General features: G+C 64.2%; 16 protein-coding genes. 11 read left to right on the top strand and 5 right to left on the bottom strand.

What is annotated here, in order from left to right:
* Positions 1-159: 159 nt before the first annotated feature.
* On the bottom strand, positions 160-726 hold the full coding sequence (locus NE850_RS02910) for a MarR family winged helix-turn-helix transcriptional regulator (protein WP_007177627.1): 567 nt from the start codon (positions 724-726) through the stop codon (positions 160-162).
* Between the two features lie 359 nt (positions 727-1,085).
* Between NE850_RS02910 and NE850_RS02905 the strand changes: the two genes are divergently transcribed.
* The 9 genes from NE850_RS02905 (at position 1,086) to NE850_RS02865 (ending at position 10,587) form a co-directional block, all read left to right on the top strand.
* Complete coding sequence (locus NE850_RS02905; protein WP_007177626.1) at positions 1,086-2,348, top strand: amidohydrolase/deacetylase family metallohydrolase; 1,263 nt, start codon at positions 1,086-1,088, stop codon at positions 2,346-2,348.
* Positions 2,349-2,368: 20 nt separating this feature from the next.
* On the top strand, positions 2,369-4,777 hold the full coding sequence (locus NE850_RS02900; protein WP_165188600.1) for a xanthine dehydrogenase family protein molybdopterin-binding subunit: 2,409 nt from the start codon (positions 2,369-2,371) through the stop codon (positions 4,775-4,777).
* Positions 4,774-5,610 carry an FAD binding domain-containing protein gene (locus tag NE850_RS02895; RefSeq protein WP_310698423.1) on the top strand — a complete coding sequence of 279 codons (837 nt, stop codon included), beginning with the start codon at positions 4,774-4,776 and terminating at the stop codon, positions 5,608-5,610. The genes NE850_RS02900 and NE850_RS02895 overlap by 4 nt, the downstream gene beginning before the upstream one ends.
* On the top strand, positions 5,607-6,128 hold the full coding sequence (locus NE850_RS02890) for a 2Fe-2S iron-sulfur cluster-binding protein (protein ID WP_310698422.1): 522 nt from the start codon (positions 5,607-5,609) through the stop codon (positions 6,126-6,128). Before NE850_RS02895 ends, NE850_RS02890 begins: the two co-directional genes overlap by 4 nt.
* 25 nt (positions 6,129-6,153) lie before the next feature.
* Complete coding sequence (locus NE850_RS02885; RefSeq protein WP_310698421.1) at positions 6,154-6,879, top strand: SRPBCC domain-containing protein; 726 nt, start codon at positions 6,154-6,156, stop codon at positions 6,877-6,879.
* 3 nt (positions 6,880-6,882) lie between these two features.
* Complete coding sequence (locus NE850_RS02880; RefSeq protein WP_007177621.1) at positions 6,883-8,082, top strand: DUF1116 domain-containing protein; 1,200 nt, start codon at positions 6,883-6,885, stop codon at positions 8,080-8,082.
* Positions 8,079-8,468, top strand: coding sequence for an oxalurate catabolism protein HpxZ (gene hpxZ / locus NE850_RS02875; RefSeq protein ID WP_007177620.1), 390 nt, complete (start codon positions 8,079-8,081; stop codon positions 8,466-8,468). The genes NE850_RS02880 and hpxZ overlap by 4 nt, the downstream gene beginning before the upstream one ends.
* The gene (locus NE850_RS02870; protein ID WP_310698420.1) at positions 8,465-9,682 is read left to right on the top strand and encodes an amidase; all 1,218 of its coding nucleotides are present in this window, start codon (positions 8,465-8,467) and stop codon (positions 9,680-9,682) included. Before hpxZ ends, NE850_RS02870 begins: the two co-directional genes overlap by 4 nt.
* A gap of 74 nt (positions 9,683-9,756) precedes the next feature.
* On the top strand, positions 9,757-10,587 hold the full coding sequence (locus NE850_RS02865) for a phytanoyl-CoA dioxygenase family protein (protein ID WP_007177618.1): 831 nt from the start codon (positions 9,757-9,759) through the stop codon (positions 10,585-10,587).
* Between the two features lie 116 nt (positions 10,588-10,703).
* Here NE850_RS02865 and NE850_RS02860 read toward each other — a convergent pair whose 3' ends face one another.
* The 4 genes from NE850_RS02860 to NE850_RS02845 are packed head-to-tail and all read right to left on the bottom strand — an operon-like array spanning position 10,704 to position 13,794.
* Positions 10,704-11,606 carry an amino acid ABC transporter ATP-binding protein gene (locus NE850_RS02860; protein WP_007177617.1) on the bottom strand — a complete coding sequence of 301 codons (903 nt, stop codon included), beginning with the start codon at positions 11,604-11,606 and terminating at the stop codon, positions 10,704-10,706.
* Positions 11,603-12,262 carry an amino acid ABC transporter permease gene (locus NE850_RS02855; RefSeq protein WP_007177616.1) on the bottom strand — a complete coding sequence of 220 codons (660 nt, stop codon included), beginning with the start codon at positions 12,260-12,262 and terminating at the stop codon, positions 11,603-11,605. The genes NE850_RS02860 and NE850_RS02855 overlap by 4 nt, the downstream gene beginning before the upstream one ends.
* Positions 12,259-12,903: an amino acid ABC transporter permease gene (locus NE850_RS02850; RefSeq protein ID WP_007177615.1), complete on the bottom strand. Its 645-nt coding sequence runs from the start codon at positions 12,901-12,903 to the stop codon at positions 12,259-12,261. The genes NE850_RS02855 and NE850_RS02850 overlap by 4 nt, the downstream gene beginning before the upstream one ends.
* A gap of 21 nt (positions 12,904-12,924) precedes the next feature.
* Positions 12,925-13,794, bottom strand: coding sequence for a transporter substrate-binding domain-containing protein (locus NE850_RS02845; RefSeq protein ID WP_007177614.1), 870 nt, complete (start codon positions 13,792-13,794; stop codon positions 12,925-12,927).
* A gap of 433 nt (positions 13,795-14,227) precedes the next feature.
* Here NE850_RS02845 and NE850_RS02840 point away from each other — a divergent pair, with 433 nt between their 5' ends.
* Both NE850_RS02840 and NE850_RS02835 read left to right on the top strand, forming a co-directional pair.
* Positions 14,228-14,797, top strand: a complete 570-nt coding sequence (locus NE850_RS02840) for a MarR family winged helix-turn-helix transcriptional regulator (RefSeq protein ID WP_007177613.1) — start codon at positions 14,228-14,230, stop codon at positions 14,795-14,797.
* Between the two features lie 292 nt (positions 14,798-15,089).
* Complete coding sequence (locus NE850_RS02835) at positions 15,090-16,109, top strand: alcohol dehydrogenase (protein WP_007177612.1); 1,020 nt, start codon at positions 15,090-15,092, stop codon at positions 16,107-16,109.
* The last annotated feature ends 128 nt before the right edge of the window (positions 16,110-16,237 follow it).

Below are 16,237 nucleotides of genomic sequence, written 5' to 3'. Positions count from 1 at the left end.
GTGGAGGCGTTCAATGCGATATTCGTGCCAGTGTCCTTACGCCCGTTTCAAGCCGACCTCCGTGTCATACGGTGGTGCAATGCGTTCGATCTGGTGCGCCTGAAACCATCGATGGTGCACCATCTAAATTGGTTAGGCATCCGCAGCGAGGCGCCGATCTCAGGTTACATCGACCGAACTTTCGTCCTGCGCGAGCAACTGGCTGTCCGGCAGACGGAAGGGCACGAGGTTATCCGAGTTGTTCGCCTCGACGAGGCGGATCATTTGCAGCATGAACACATCGCGCTCGACGGGCGATAGATGCTCGATGGTGCGATCGTGCGCGCGCTGCACGGCCTGCGCCATTTTCTTCACGAGGCGCTTTCCTGCCGGCGTGAGCTTGACGAGCCTCAGTCGCTTGTCGTGCTCGGCCTGCGTACGGCTTACGAGACCGCGCGCTGTCAGGCGCGGAATCACTTCCGCGACGCTGGATCGCTCCAGCCCGACTTCGATCGCGAGTGTGTTCTGGTCCATCTCGCCCAACGAATCGAGCGCGGTGAGCAGGCTGTACTGCACGGGTGTGATGTTGAACTCGCTCGTTTCCTGCGCGAACAGAAAGGTGTGGATCTGATGCATGCGGCGAATGAGAAAACCCGGCCGCGAAAACAGAGGCGAGCGTGCCTGCCGTTCGGCGAGCTCTGCGCGGATACTTTGAATGTCGATATGTTCGGTAGTGGTGGTTCGCATATGAACGATCTCGGGTCAGAAAATAAACGAGCATGGGCGCGTGCGCGCATAACAATCGCGGCGCACTTTCTCTGCGCCATTCTAGGCCGAATCGATGACCCGTCGCAAATTAAGAGGTACACCAACAAATCACCATAACAAGGCATGATGGGTGTTCGAGGTGCGCGGCCTGGCGCCCGCTCTCCGAATTGGTGCGCATGCCTTTCTGGATTTGCGTGGTACGGCACGCATCGAGACGAATCGAATTTGTAAATGGTTGTTCTAAAAAGGAAATTGTCTATTTGACCGGCTCGCCAAAAAACCGGCACACAATTTGCGGTACACCACGCATCTCCAACCGGACATTTATCGTACCGTATATGTCACAAGTTCTGCTCAAAGGGGGCCGCGTGATCGACCCCGCCCAGAAAATCGACGCAGCCCTCGACGTTCTCGTGGACAACGGCGTCATCGCCGCGATCGGCGCCGATCTCGCGAGCCTGGCGCCGCACGCCGAACAGATCGATTGCAGCGGCAAGCTGGTGCTGCCAGGCCTCATCGATACACATGGCCATGTGTATCAGTACGTCACCGGACGCTTTGGCCTGAACGCGGACCAGTGCGGCGTGCAGTCCGGCGTGACGACCATTGTCGATCAGGGCGGTCCAAGCTGCATCACGATTCCCGGGTTCCGGCACTACGTGGTGGAGCGCTCGGCCACGCGCGTGCTTGCTTATATCTCCGCTTATCTCGTCGGCGGTCTGGAAGGCCATTATTACCCGGACCTGTATCGTCCAGATTGCCTCGACGCCGACGCGACCATCAAGTCGATCCGCGCGAATCCCGATCTCGTGAAGGGCATCAAGGCGCATGCGGAAATCGGCGGCTTTGCGCGCTGGGGTCTCGACGTGATGAAGATCGCTGCGAAGATCGGCCGTGCGGCGGAATTGCCCTTGTATATCCACTTCGGCCAGTTGTGGCCAAAGCCCGAAAGCGGCGGCCTGCCTGTGCAAGCCGATTCGATCTTCAATCAGGTCGTGGAGACGCTCAAGCCCGGCGATATTCTCGCGCATCCGTTCAGCCGCCATCCGGGCGGTTTCGTCGAGGAGAACGGGAAACTGCATCCGCTGGTGCATGAAGCGGTTGCGCACGGTCTGAAGATCGACGTCGGTCACGGCTCGCACTTCAGCTTCAAAACGGCGCGCGTCGTGCTCGAAGAGGGCGTCGTGCCCGACACGCTCGGCGCCGACATGCACGGCTACAACACGCACGTTCCGGCACCCGCCGGCACGCCCGATAGCCATCCCGACGAGGAACATTCATTCCTCGGCCGCACCCAGTTCAGTCTCGTCAGCGCGATGACGAGCATGCTCGCGCTCGGCCTGCCGCTGAATCACGTCGTCGCGATGGCGACCTGTCATGCCGCGCAGATGGTCGGCATGGAGGACACCATCGGCACATTGCAGGTGGGACGCGGCGCCGACATCAGCGTGCTCGACGACCGGCGCGGCCGCTGGGTGCTGGAGGACAACGAAGGCACGCAAGTCATCACCGACCGCATGCTGTCGCCCCTGTTCTGCTTGCGAGACGGCGTGCGTCACGACGCCGTCTCGCCGACGCTGCCGCTCGCGCGCGCCGCGTGAATGACGCGAGGCCCAACACGATGATCAAACGTCCGCAGAAACGCAGCGACGTCAACAGGCCGCAAGGCATCGGCGCCTCGCTGGCGCGCAAGGAAGACGAGCGCTTCATGCACGGACGCGGCGAATACGTGCCCAACATCCGCATGGTCGGTATGGTCGATGTGGCGTTCGTGCGCAGCCCGATCGCGCATGGGCATATCGTCGGCATCGAGAAGCCGCAAGCGTTCGCAAACGCGATCTATACGCTCGCCGATCTCGAAGGCGTGCGGCCCATCGTCGCGAATTCGGGTCTGCCTGGCTTCAAGAGTTCGCAGCAGCCCGTGCTCGCGAGCGGCAAGGTGCGTCAGGTCGGCGAGCCGATCGCGATGTGCGTGGCCGCGACGCGCGCCGAAGCGGAAGACATCGCCGCGCAGGTGTTCGTCGATTTCGAGGAACTGCCCGCGGTGGTCGACATGCTCGATGCGCGCGGCAAAGGCTCCCCGCTGGTGCATGAACACTGGGGCGACAACGTCTTCCTGGAAACGTTCGTCGACGCGAAACCCGAGGTCGACCTCGAAGCGATTCGCCGCGATGCGCCGATCCGCGTGCATCGCAAGCTGCGCACCGCGCGTCAGAGCATGGCGCCGATGGAAGGGCGCGGCGTGGTCGCGCACTGGGATCGCAGGCTCTCGCAACTGATCGTGCACACGTCCGCGCAGATGCCGCACATTACGCGCACGGGTCTCGCGGAGTGTCTGGGCCTCGACGAAGGCCAGGTGCGCGTGATCGCGCCGGACGTCGGCGGCGGCTTCGGCTACAAGGGCATCCTGCTGCCCGAGGAAGTGTGCTGCGGCTGGCTCGCTATGCAACTGGAAAGGCCCGTGCGCTGGATCGAGGATCGGCGCGAGCAACTGACGGCGAACGCCAACTGCCGGGAACACGATTACGACATTGCCGGCTACGCGGATCGCGACGGCCGCCTGCTGGCGATCGATTGCGAGGCGCATGTGGATTCGGGCGCGTATTCGTCGTATCCGTTCTCCGCCTGTCTGGAGGCCGCGCAGGTCGGCAGCATTCTGCCGGGGCCGTACAAGATGGAGCGGTTTCGTTGCCGCACGTGGTCGGTCGCGACCAACAAGCCGCCGATCCTGCCGTATCGCGGCGTTGCGCGAACGGGCGTGTGCTATGCGATCGAAACCATCATGGACGCGATCGCGGTGGAAGCGGGCATCGAGCCATACGAAGTGCGCTTGCGCAGTCTCGTGGGGCCGCACGAAATGCCCTACGACAACATTACGAACAAGCACTTCGACAGCGGCGACTATCCCGAAGCGGTGCGCCGCGCAATGGCCGCGATCGATCTTCCCGCGGTGCGCGCGCGCCAGCGTCGCGGCGAGCCGGACGGACGGCGTGTCGGCTTCGGCATGTCGATTTTTTGCGAGCAGGGCGCGCACGGCACGTCGGTGTATCACGGCTGGGGCATTCCGATGGTGCCGGGCCATGAGCCCGCCGTGATTCGCCTCACGCCCGACGGCGTGCTCGAAGTACGTGCGGGCGTGCATTCGCACGGCCAGAGCATGGAGACGACGCTCGCGCAGATCGCGCACGAAGTGCTGGGCATCGATACGGACCGCGTGCGCATCGTGCTCGGCGATACGGGCATCACGCCGTATTCCACCGGCACGTGGGGCTCGCGTTCCATCGTGATGGCGGGCGGCGCGGTGGGCCGCGCGTCGAAAGAGCTGAAAGAGCGCCTGATGAAGATCGGCGCGCATCTGCTCGACGAGCCGTTGAACGAGGTGCGCTGGGAAAACGGCGCGGTCGTCGGCAAGGACGCGCGCCGCACGCTGAAGGAAATCGCGCGCACGTGGTATCTCGCGCCGCAACTGTTGCCGCACGATGTCGATCCGCGCGGGCTCGAAGTGTCGACGTCGTATCAGGCGAAACGCGATTCGGGCACCTTCAGCTACGCGTGTCACGCAGTGGTCGTCGCGGTCGATCCCGCGCTCGGTCAGACCGAGATTCTCGACTACGCGATCGTCGAGGACGGCGGCGTGCTGATCAATCCGATGGTTGTCGACGGTCAGGTGTATGGCGGCGCGGCGCAGGGCATCGGCACGGCGCTCTACGAGGCGATGCCGTATAGCGAGGACGGTCAGCCGCTCGCCTCGACGCTCGCGGACTACATTCTGCCCGGCGCGACCGAGGTGCCGGCAATCCGCATCGACCACATGGAAACGCCCGCGCCTTATACGGAGTTTGGGCAGAAGGGGATCGGCGAAAGCGGCGCGATCGGACCGCCCGCTGCGATCGCCAATGCCGTGAACGACGCGCTGCGTGGACTCGGCGTGCGCATCGATCAGTTGCCGATCACGCCGCGCCTGATTGTCGAAGCGCTCGCGAAGCAGCGTGAAACGCAAGCGAGCGCGCTCAAAGGAATGACCGCATGAAGGCCGCCACCTACGACTACGCAAAGCCGCTCGCCTGTGACGAAGCGATCGCGCTCGTCACGCCCAACGAGGGCATGGCCAAGTTCGTGTCCGGCAGCCAGTCGCTCGGGCCGATGATGAACCTGCGTCTCGCGCAGCCGGAGATGCTCGTGGATCTGCGCGGCATCGCGGCATTGCGCGCATGTGGGATCGAAGGCGATGTCGTCACGCTCGGCGCGTGCATCACGCACGCGGAAATCGAGGACGGCAGGATCGAAACCGGCACGCGCGGACTGATGCCATACGTCGCGCGCGGCATCGCGTATCGCGCGGTGCGCAATCGCGGCACGCTCGGCGGCAGTCTCGCGCATGCCGATCCCGCCGCCGACTGGATCAACACGATGCGCGCGCTCGATGCGGAGTTTCTTGTGGCGGGTGCGAACGGCGCGCGCGTCGTCGCCAGTCGCGATTGGATGTCGGGGGCGTTCACGACGTCGCTCGAACCCGACGAGATTCTCACCGGCGTGCGCTTCAAGCGTCTTTCGGCCAATGCGCGCTGGAGCTACTACAAGTTCAATCGCAAGCCGGGCGAGTTCGCGGAAGCGATCGCCGTGTTCGTCGACGACACGGCGCGAGGCGCGTGCCGCGCCGTGATCGGCGCAGTCGACGGGCCGCCGTATGCGATCGACGACGCCCGCGCGCTCATCGACGACGCCGATCCGGACACGCACGCCTACGACGCGCATCTCGAAGCAGCGGGCGTCGAAGCGGGGACTTACGAACATCAGGTGCATCGCGTCGCGCTCGTGCGCGCGGCGGCGATCATTCGCAATCAGGGCGGGAACGCATCATGAGCGACACATTCATCAAGACGATCGAATTGATCGTCAATCAATCGAAGGTCGTGGATCGCGTGGAGCCGCGCACGAGTCTCGCGGATTTTCTGCGCGAACAACGCATGCTGTGCGGGACCAACATTGGCTGCGAGCAGGGCGTGTGCGGCGCGTGCACGATCGACGTGGACGGCGTGCCGACGCGCTCGTGCATCACGTCCGCAATCAGTTGCGCGGGCAGCACGGTGCGCTCCATCGAAGGCTTCGACGACGACGCCACCATGAACGAGCTGCGCGCGGCCTTCACGGCGGAACACGCGCTGCAATGCGGCTACTGTACGCCGGGCATGCTGATGACGGCGCGCGACATCGTCACCCGCTTGCCCGATGCCGACGACGCGCGCGTGCGTCTCGAACTGTCCGGCAATCTGTGCCGTTGCACGGGCTATGTGGGCATCGTGCGCGCGATTCGACGCGTGCTCGATGCGCGACGCGCCCGTGCAACGGCGCCGCTCGCATCGGTTGCGGTGGCGGCCTGAACCATCGAATACGGACCTATACGCAATGGAAATCGAACAAAGTTTCACCGTGCCGTATCCGCGCGACGCCGTGTGGGCGCGCTTTCACGATACGCCGGAGGTTGTCGCGTGCCTGCCGGGCGCGTCGCTCACGGCGCCGGTCGAGAACGGCCTGCTCAAGCTCGCCATGACGGTCAAGCTCGGGCCGATCGTCGCGTCCTTCGCGGGCGACGGCGAGATGAAGCTCGACGATGAGCAGTATCGCGGCAGCATTACGGGGACCGGTGTGGATCGCAAGAGTTCGTCGCGCGTGAAGGGCGTGGCATCGTTTTCGCTCGAAGCGGTGACGGCGAGCGAGACGCGCGTCGACGTGAAGGTGGATTACACGATTGGCGGCAGCCTCGCGCAATTCTCGCGCGGCGGCATCGTCAAGGAACTGGCGACGCGCATGACGGAAGCGTTCGCGGGGAATCTGCGGGCGAAGCTCGATGAAGCGTGGCCGGTGAGCGTCGCCGATACGGAACCGGCCGGGGCCGAGCCGACGCTTGAGCCTGCTGTCGCGACGCCGCCTGTCGTCGAAGTTGCGGCGGAATCCTTCGTGAGTAAGCAGCCTGTCGTCGAACCAGTGCCGACGCTCACGCCGCAGCCGCGCGTCGAACCGCGACCCGCGCTGCGTCCTCAACCGAAGAACGCACCGCTCGACGTGGGCAATCTGGTCTGGAAGATGCTGTGGTCGCGCTTGCGCGGCGTCTTCAGCTTCGGGAGCCGTTGAGCCATGCGCACGGATGCCAATGCGCGTGCGCTGAGCCGGATGCACGCGGTGCGTCCGCGATGGAGCGGCGTCGTCGCGGCGCGCGAAGCAGTGAAGCTGCCCGAATTCACGCTGCTTCATGCAGGACCGCCGTTCGACGATGCACGCGAGCCATCGGCGCCGGTGCTCTCGTCGGCGGTCTTGTGCTGCCTGTACGAAGGCTGGGCGAAAGATGAAGCGCACGCCGAACGTTTGATCGCGCAAGGCGAAGTGCGGCTCGAAAGCGCGCAATCGTACGGCGTGGTGACGCCGCTCGCCGCGGTGATCTCGCCGCGCACGATGCTGGTTGAAGTATCGGATGCGAGCGATCAAACGTCGCGCGCATGGTCGCTGCTCGGCAGCGGCGCGGGTCCGCAGATCCGCTTTGGCGGCCGCGATGGGCGCATCATCGAACGATTGAAGTGGCGTGACGAAGTGCTCGCGCCTGCTTTGAGCGGCGCGCTGGCGCAAGGCCCGATCGGACTCTTTCCACTGGCGCAAGCCGGCATCGAAGGCGGCGACGATTTGCATGCGCGCACGACGAGCGCAACCGCCGTGTTGCGCTCGTTGCTCGCGCCGCGAGTCGATCAGGCGGATATCGACGGGATGCTCGCGCAAACGCCGCTGTTCTTTCTTACGCTGTGGATGGCCGCTTGCAAGCTGATGCTTTCGGCGGCATCGGCATCGGCATCGGCATCGGCATCGGCATCGACGCTCGTGGTGGCGTTGGCGGGCAACGGCGAGCGCGTGGGCATCCGGCTTGCAGGTTCGCCTTCGCATTGGTTCACCGCTGAAGCAGACGCGCCACAAGGTCCGCGCCTCGATCCGCAACAGCATGCCATCGCAGCGCGGCTCACCGGCGACAGCGGTGTGATCGATGCGGCTGGCTTCGGCGCACAAGCGCTCGCATTCGCAGCGGAACCCGCGCAAGCCTTCGAAGCATATCTGCCCGCTGGCTGGCGCGAAAAGCAGTCGCGCATCCACACGGAACCGCATCCCTCATTTCAACGCTTGCCCGGTGTGCTCGATGCCGCGCGCGTCGTCGAGGAAGGCATTGCGCCGCTCGCCGCCATCGCGATGATCGGCGCCGACGGACGCACGGGCTTGCTCGGGCGCGGCCTTTACACTGCGCCGCGCGAACTGTTCGAGCGCGCGGTGAAGAATTTACCGGCCGACCCATCATGACTTCCGAAACGATCAACGATCCGGCGACGCTCGCTGCCGTCGAGGCCGGCTTCGACGAATACGAGCAGGCGCTCACGACCAACGACGTGCCCGTGCTCGACACGCTCTTCTGGAATAGCCCGCACACGCTGCGCTACGGCGCGACGGAAAATCTGCAAGGCTACGACGCGATCCGCGAGTTTCGCGCAATGCGTCCGGGCAAGGGCCTGATGCGCACGGTCATCGACCGCTCGGTGACGACGTTCGGCACGGACTTCGCCGTCGCCAACATCACATTCTCGCGCAAGGGTGAGGCGCGCGTCGGGCGTCAGTCGCAGACATGGGTGCGCCTCGACGGTCAATGGCGAGTCGTGGCCGCGCATGTGAGCTGGATGGACCCGTCATGACGAGAAACGGGTTGCTTCAACCGGGCCTGCACGGAGCATTCGTCGCCGATGGATTCGATGCGCTGCCCGCCGCCGCGTTGCCGCCGCGCACGGGCACAAAGCTCGTGGGCCGCAGCCTCGCCGTGAAGGATGTGTTCGATATCGCAGGGCTTCGCACAGGCAGCGGGAACCTCGCCTGGCGCGCCGCGCAGCCGGTTGCCGCGCGCACCGCGCTGGTGGTTCGGGCGTTGCTCGAAGAAGGCGTGCAATGGATCGGCAAGACGCTCACCGATGAACTGACCTACAGCCTCGCAGGCGTGAACGCGCATTACGGCACGCCCGTGAATCCCGCGGACGCGGCGCGCATTCCCGGAGGCTCGTCTTCTGGCTCGGCGGTGGCGGTCGCGGCGCAACACGCGGATATCGCGATGGGTACCGATTGCGGCGGCTCCGTGCGTTTGCCCGCGAGCTACTGCGGCATCTGGGGCATGCGCGCGACGCACGGCCGCATTGCGGGGGACGGCTGTCTCACGCTGGCGCACAGCTTCGATACGGTGGGCTGGTTTGCGCGCGATGCGCGCACGCTCGCAGACGTGTTCGAAGTTCTGGCGCGCAGTATCGTTACCTGGGATGGCGAACCGTTCACGCTGCGCGTTCCGCGCAACCTGCTCGCGTGCGCTGATGCGGAAGTCGCGACGCGTTTCGAAGCATCGCTGCAAGCGCTCGGCGACAACGTGTCGTTCGTTTCGCCGGATGCGTCGCTCGCGCAATGGGCGCAAGCGTTTCGCGTGCTTCAGGCGGCGGAAATCGCGCAACGTTACGGACACTGGGCACGCGAGCATGCATCGAGCTTCGGCGCCGATGTGGGCGCGCGCTTCGCGGCGAGCCTGACCGTCACGCGCGAGCAGATCGCCGATGCGCAGCGCGTGCGGGTCGAAGCGAACCGCGCGATGGCCGAAGCGCTCGCGCCGGGTACCTACTGGCTCGTGCCGACGGTGCCCGGCGTCGCGCCGCGCGCCGATGCTTCGGCGCAAGCGGTCGATCACACGCGCGCCCGTTCGCAGCAGATGTTGTGTGTCGCGGGCCTCGCGGGTCTGCCGCAGGTGAGCATGCCGTGGACGACGTTCGACGGCGCGCCCGTCGGCATGTCGGTGATCGGCGGGCGCGGCACCGACGAAGGCGTGTTGCGCGTCGCGCGCATAGTGCATGAAGCGACGCGCAAGTCGCTTCGATGACGCGTTCGACGCGGCCTCATCAGGCGAATTGTTAGGAAACCACTCTCCGATCGAACCACTCCGAAGGAACGTTCATGACGAAGCACTTGACCGAAGACCAGGTAGCGCATTTCAAACAGCACGGCTACGTCTACCCGATGCGCGCGATCGACGCGGAGCAGGCGGCGGAGTATCGCCGCGTCATCGAGCACTATGAGGCGACCTCCGGCGAGGACGTCAACAGGACGCTGAAAATAAAGGGTCATCTCGCGTTGCCCGCGATCGTCGACCTTGGGCGCCATCCGGCCATTCTCGATGCGGTCGAGGATCTGATCGGACCGGACATCATGCTGTTCGGCGCGTCGATCTTCGCGAAGAACGGGCGCGATCCGCGCTATGTGTCGTGGCATCAGGACTCGACGTACTTCGGCCTCACGCCGCACGAGGAGGTGACCGTTTGGGTCGCGCTTACTCCCGCGAATTCGGTGAACGGCGTGCTGCGCGTGCTGCCCGGCTCGCACAGCGGCCCGGATCTCAAGCACGTGGAAACGTATGCGGCGGACAACATGCTCGCGAAGGGGCAGACGCTCGTGGGCATCGATGAGAACCTCGCGGTGGAAATGCCGCTGCAGCCCGGCGAATTCTCGATGCATCACGAACGCACCGCGCACAGTTCGCTGCCGAACCGTTCGGACGACCGGCGCATCGGCTTCGCGTTCTTCTATGTGCCGGCGCACGTCAAGTCGACCACGGGCCGCCGCCGCGCGACGCTGGTGCGCGGCGTCGACCGCTTCAATCACTGGGATCCGGACACGCTACCCGAATACGATTGCGATCCGTGCTCGATGAGCGAACTGGCGGCGACGTGGGGTAAGTATAAGGATGGCGAAGTAAAGCAGGCGGCGGACATGGTCGCGCCGCAATGAGAGACTATGCATGCGTCGGTTGCAGTGGCATGACGCATGAATCCTCCGAAAATCAGCCTGCATTGACGACGCCAGGAGGACGCTCATCAATGCGATGAGCGTCTTTGCCTCACGCGTCAATCGTGCAGCTTCGAAGCCTGATTCCACTCGTCGCCCGGCAGATGCGGTGCACGGAAGCGCGCGAGGAACTGCCGCGCGCGCGGAGTCTGCGGCGCGCTGAAGAACTGCTCGGGAGGTGCGGTCTCGATCACCTGGCCCGCATCCATGAATACGATGCGACTCGCCACCTGCCGCGCGAACTCCATTTCGTGCGTGACGATCACCATCGTCGCGCCTTCCTGGGCGAGCAGGCGCATCACGTTCAGCACTTCGCCGACGAGCATCGGATCGAGCGCGCTGGTCGGTTCGTCGAAGAGCAGGATATCCGGATTCATCGCGAGCGCGCGCGCAATGCCCACGCGCTGCTTCTGCCCGCCCGAGAGACGGGACGGAAACGCATCCATCTTGCCCGCCAGTCCGACGCGTTCGAGCAGACGCTCGGCTTGCGCGCGCACTTCGTCGCGCGGACGCTTCAGCACATACAACGGCGCTTCCATTACGTTCTGCAGCACGGTCAGATGCGGCCACAGCGCAAAGTGCTGAAACACCATGCCGATGCGCGCACGCGAACGGGCGAGCTCGGCATCGCGCAGCTTGATTGCCGAGCCTTCGCGCACGCCCATACGCTGATTCGACACGTAGACCGTGCCCGCATCGGGAATCTCGAGCCAGTTCACGCAGCGCAGGAGCGTGGACTTGCCGCAACCCGACGGCCCGAGCAGGCACACCGTTTCGCCCTTGTGCACCGTGAGCGACACATCGCGCAGCACGCAGTTCTCGCCGAACGACTTCGATATGCCGTTGAGTTGCAGGACGGTGTCCGCCGCGGAGCGCACCGCATTGCCGGCGACGCCGGCCGAAGGTGCGGCGGCATCGGCTGCGAGCCTGATGGCGGGCGGGACGTCATTCGAAAGATTCATGCTCTGCGTTCCTCGGCAAATCGCGACAGGAGTCCGCTTCCGCCTTCGATCACGAGGCAGATGGCCCAGTACAGCAGCACGGCCGTGGCGAACGCGGCGAACGGAATGAAATAGGTGGCCTGAATGCCGTTCATCTGATGCGTCAGTTCGCCGACCGCGATCACCGTGAGGAACGCGCTGTCCTTCACGATCTGCACGAGCTGGTTGCCGATCATCGGCAAGGCGACGGTAAAGACCTGCGGCAGGATGATGCGGCGAACCAGGCTGAAGCCGTGAAAGCCGTAAGCGGACGCCGCTTCGATCATCGGCGTCGGCAAGCCGGCCCATGCGCCGCGTAACAACTCGGCCATGTAGGCGGTGTTGTAGAGAACCAGCGCGATTGCGCCGGCCCACCAGTTGGACAGGCGAATGCCAGCCGTGGGCAGGCCGAAGTAGATCAGATAAACGAACAGCAGAAACGGCGCACAGCGCATCGCATCGACATAAAGCGTTGCGATCCGCGCGATGGCGGGTCGCTTCGACATAAGCGCAGGCGCGAGCAATGCACCGAAGACGAGCGATGCGACGGCGGCGACCGCAAGCAGCCCGAGCGTGTCGAGCAGACCGGAAAGCACGTCCGCGCGTTGCTGCCAGACGATCGTAAAAGAGTCGATCATGGGCGTGCCTCCAGCGGCTGACGCCGTTCGATGATGCGCTGCGCCCGGATCAGCACGAACACGATCAGCCCATACAGTACGAGTGCGAAGATAAAAGGCGGCAGCGGATCATAGGTGCGCGCGCCGACGCGCAGCGCGGCACGCGTGATCTCGACAATGCCGATCACCGCGACGGCGGGCGTCGATTTGATCTGCAAGGTCATTTCGTTGACGAGCCCCGGCAGGCTCGCGCGCCAGATCTGCGGCAGCGCGATGCGGCGAAAGCGCAGCGCGCGCGGCATCGCGAAGGCGAGGGCGGCGTCGTATTGGTCGCGCGGAAAATTCATCAGCGCGGCACGCCAGATTTCGCAATTGAAGGCGGCGGTGCTGATGGTGAGCGCGAGAATCGCAGCGGGCGTCGGGTCCAGCGAGATGCCGAACTGCGGCAGTGCGAAGAAAATCAGCAAGGTGAGCGTCACCGCGGGACACGAGCGGATGAGGCTCACGTACGCGATCACGACACGGTTCAGAAACGGCACGCGCGCCCAGCGGATCAGCGCGAGGCCGAGGCCCAGCGGCACGCCGAGCACGATGCTGGAGACCGACAGAACCACGGTCGCCAGCGCGCCCTGAGTGATGCTCCAGTAATCGAAGGCGTTCATCGATGAGCGATCAGAAAGACATCAGTTGACCGACGGCGGCATGTCTTTATAGGTCGCGCCCAGCCACTTCTGCTGGAGCTGGTACATCTCGCCGCTCTTACGCAGTTCGAGTAGCGCGGCATCGACCATTTTCAGCACGTCGCTGTTGCCCTTCTTTACCGCCCACGCGATATAGGTCGGTTTGCCGATTGCCTGGCCGACAACAAAGGTATCCGGCCTCGTCTTCACGAGCGAGTTCAGGCTGATCTGCGTGTTGGCCACGGCATCGACGCGTCCGAGACCCAGATCCTGATACGCCTCCGGATAAGACTGATACTCGACAATCTGCTTGAGGCCGTTGCCGCCATGCTTCTTCTTCAGTTCCTCGTTGAAGAGCTTGAGGTCCGCGAGCATCGCACTGCCGGTTTCCGCGCCGACCACCTTGCCGACGAGGTCGTCCGGACTCTTGATTGTCGAGCCCTTCTTCACCGCGTAGAACGTGACGGCTTCGCACGTCGGCGATGCGAAATCGAAAGTCTTCTTGCGTTCGTCCGTGACGAGCACGGCGGTCAGCGCCATGTCGTACTTGCCCGTCGTCACGCCGGGAAGAATGCCGGACCAGGGCATGACCTGCTGCTTCACGTCGACGCCGATTTTCTTGCGCACGAGCGCGAGCAGGTCGTTGTCGTAGCCGGTGTTCTTGCCGTCGGCGACGAATTCGAACGGGGTGTAGTCGTCCTCGGTCGCGACGCTCAGATAGCCGCGTGCCTTGATTTCCTCGGCGCTCGCCGCATGCGCGGCATGGCTTACGCTGACGGCGGCAACGAGCGCGAATGCGCACGTGCGCAGGAACGTGACGACGCCGCGCTGCTTCGACTGGCCCAAATCGCTGCGGTTGAGACGGACTGACATGAAAAGCCCCCCCTTCGTGGTGGTTACGTCGGCGCACAACGCTTCGAATGCGCGCGATCGATGGATGACGGTTGTCGAATCGAAAATTCGTTTGGGTACTGACGAATTCGTCTTTCGAATACGCAAGGGGTATGCCAACGACCTGCGTGGTCGCAGGTCGTTGATTGATGGGAAGAGCAGAGCGCGGAATATCGGCGATAAAAAAGCGGGGTGCACCACATATGTTTTAAAAGCGATTGAATCGTGCATTGACGCACCGACTTGCGGCATACCTCGGAATTGTGCGCCGTGGCGATTGCCGGGTGCGTGGCCAGCGGGCCCGACCTTATTTCGGCGACGCTTCTAAGCGTCCGCATGAATACGCTGTATGCTGATGATCGTCGCGCGTGAGGCGTGAATCACCCGTATCTATCGCAAGAGGAACCCTTTGTTCATGGACGCGCCAACGACTCGCACAAGCGCAGACCAACCCGAACTCGTACCGGACCCGGTGCTCGCATGGCGCAACACAGCGCTCAATGAGCGGCCGGGTTTCCTCATACGGCGGTTGCATCAGATTCACGTTGCGCTGTTCATGGAGGAATGCGCACCCGAAGGCATCACGCCGGTGCAGTACAGCATTCTCACGGCGCTCGAACAACTGGGGCCTTCGGAGCAGGTTGTTCTTTCGCGGGCGGTGGGACTCGATCGCGCGAATACGGCCGACGTGATTACCCGTCTTGGGCAGCGGCGTTTTGTGCAGAGCCGCGTATCGCGCGCGGATCGGCGCAAGAAGGTCGCGGAATTGACGGAAGTCGGGCATGCGCTGCTGGGCCGTCTCGAATCGCGCGTGGCCCGTGCGCACGAACGAACCATTGCCGCGTTGCCGCCCGATGAGCGCGCGACATTCCTCCGGCATTTGCTGCTGCTGGTAGATACGAACAACGAACTCAGTCGCACTCCCGTAACGCGCACACTCAACGGTTCTGATGGAACGGTCAAGGACGGGGTGATTGAAGCGTAGGGTGGCCATCATCGCGAGCGCGTCATCGAAGGGTTCGATCATTGCGGCCATAGCGCGAAGCGGGTGGTAGGCCGGCCGCGCTGCCATGAGCGGCGTTGCAATGGCTTCAATGGATCGCGTGGGACCGTGCGCCGAAACAGAGTCGCCGTCCGTTGCCAGTTTGGCAGCCCGTCACATGCCATCAAAGAATATGGCGTAAGCTGAGCGCCTGACCGGTGGGTAGCGTGGGCGGCAAATCTGCGAACCGGGTTCGATCGACTCGCGTTCGTCTCTTTCACGGAGGAGCAAAGCAATGCGAACGATGAAGGCAGTGCAGGTGGCGCAGGCTGGCGGACCCCTGGAACTCGTCGAACGGGACGTGCCGGAACCGGGTGCCGGACAGGTGCTCATCAAGATCCAGGCGTGCGGTATTTGCCACAGTGACGTGTTGACAAAAGAAGGGCAGTGGCCGGGCCTGGAATATCCGCGGGTGCCCGGGCACGAAATTGCGGGCGTAATCGATACGGTCGGCGCGGGCGTCGAAGGATGGCAGGCGGGACAGCGCGTCGGCGTCGGCTGGCACGGCGGACATTGCGGGCACTGCGAGCATTGCCGCCGCGGCGATTTTGTTCTGTGCCAGCGCGCGCTCGTGCCCGGCATCAGCTACGACGGCGGCTATGCCGAGTTCATGCTGGCGCCCGTCGAAGCACTGGCGCGCATTCCCGACGATCTCGCCGATGTCGATGCCGCTCCGCTTCTATGCGCAGGCATCACGACATTCAACGCGCTGCGCAATAGCGGCGCGCGGGCCGGCGATGTGGTCGCCATTCTGGGCATTGGCGGGCTCGGCCATCTCGGCGTGCAGTTCGCGCGAAAGATGGGTTTCGTCACCGTAGCGATAGCGCGCGGGCAGGACAAGGCAAGTCTTGCGAAACAACTCGGCGCCCATCACTACATCGACAGCACGGCGGCGAACGTGGCGCAAGCGTTGCAGGCGCTCGGCGGCGCTCGCGTCATTCTCGCCACCGTCACCAGCGGCAAAGCGATGAGCGCCGTAGTGGGCGGCCTGGGGCTGAACGGCAAGCTGATCATGGTGGGACTCTCGGACGAGCCCGTCGAAGTGCCGATCGCGCAGTTCATCATGGGACGAAATTCGGTGCAGGGCTGGCCGTCGGGCACGTCGGCGGATTCTCAGGACACGCTCGCGTTCAGCGCGCTCTCGGGAATCAAACCGATGATCGAAGAATTCCCACTGACGAAAGCGGCCGAAGCCTACGACCGGATGATGAGCGGCGCCGCGCGGTTCAGGGTCGTGCTCAACACGGGGCGGTAAGAGTACGGCGGGCGACCGGACGGACCGAGGCCTTCACGTCGGCGCGCTCGACGCGCCGACTGTCCCGCGTCGTGTTGGAAAACCCGTGAGAAAGTCTGCGGCGAAGCGGGAAACATGCGGCTAGAATG

Origin of the sequence: Paraburkholderia sp. USG1 (assembly GCF_031570135.1) — a bacterium.
GTDB lineage: Bacteria > Pseudomonadota > Gammaproteobacteria > Burkholderiales > Burkholderiaceae > Paraburkholderia > Paraburkholderia dioscoreae.
Note: the sequence above shows the minus strand (reverse complement) of the source record. Positions and strands in the feature narration are given on the sequence as shown.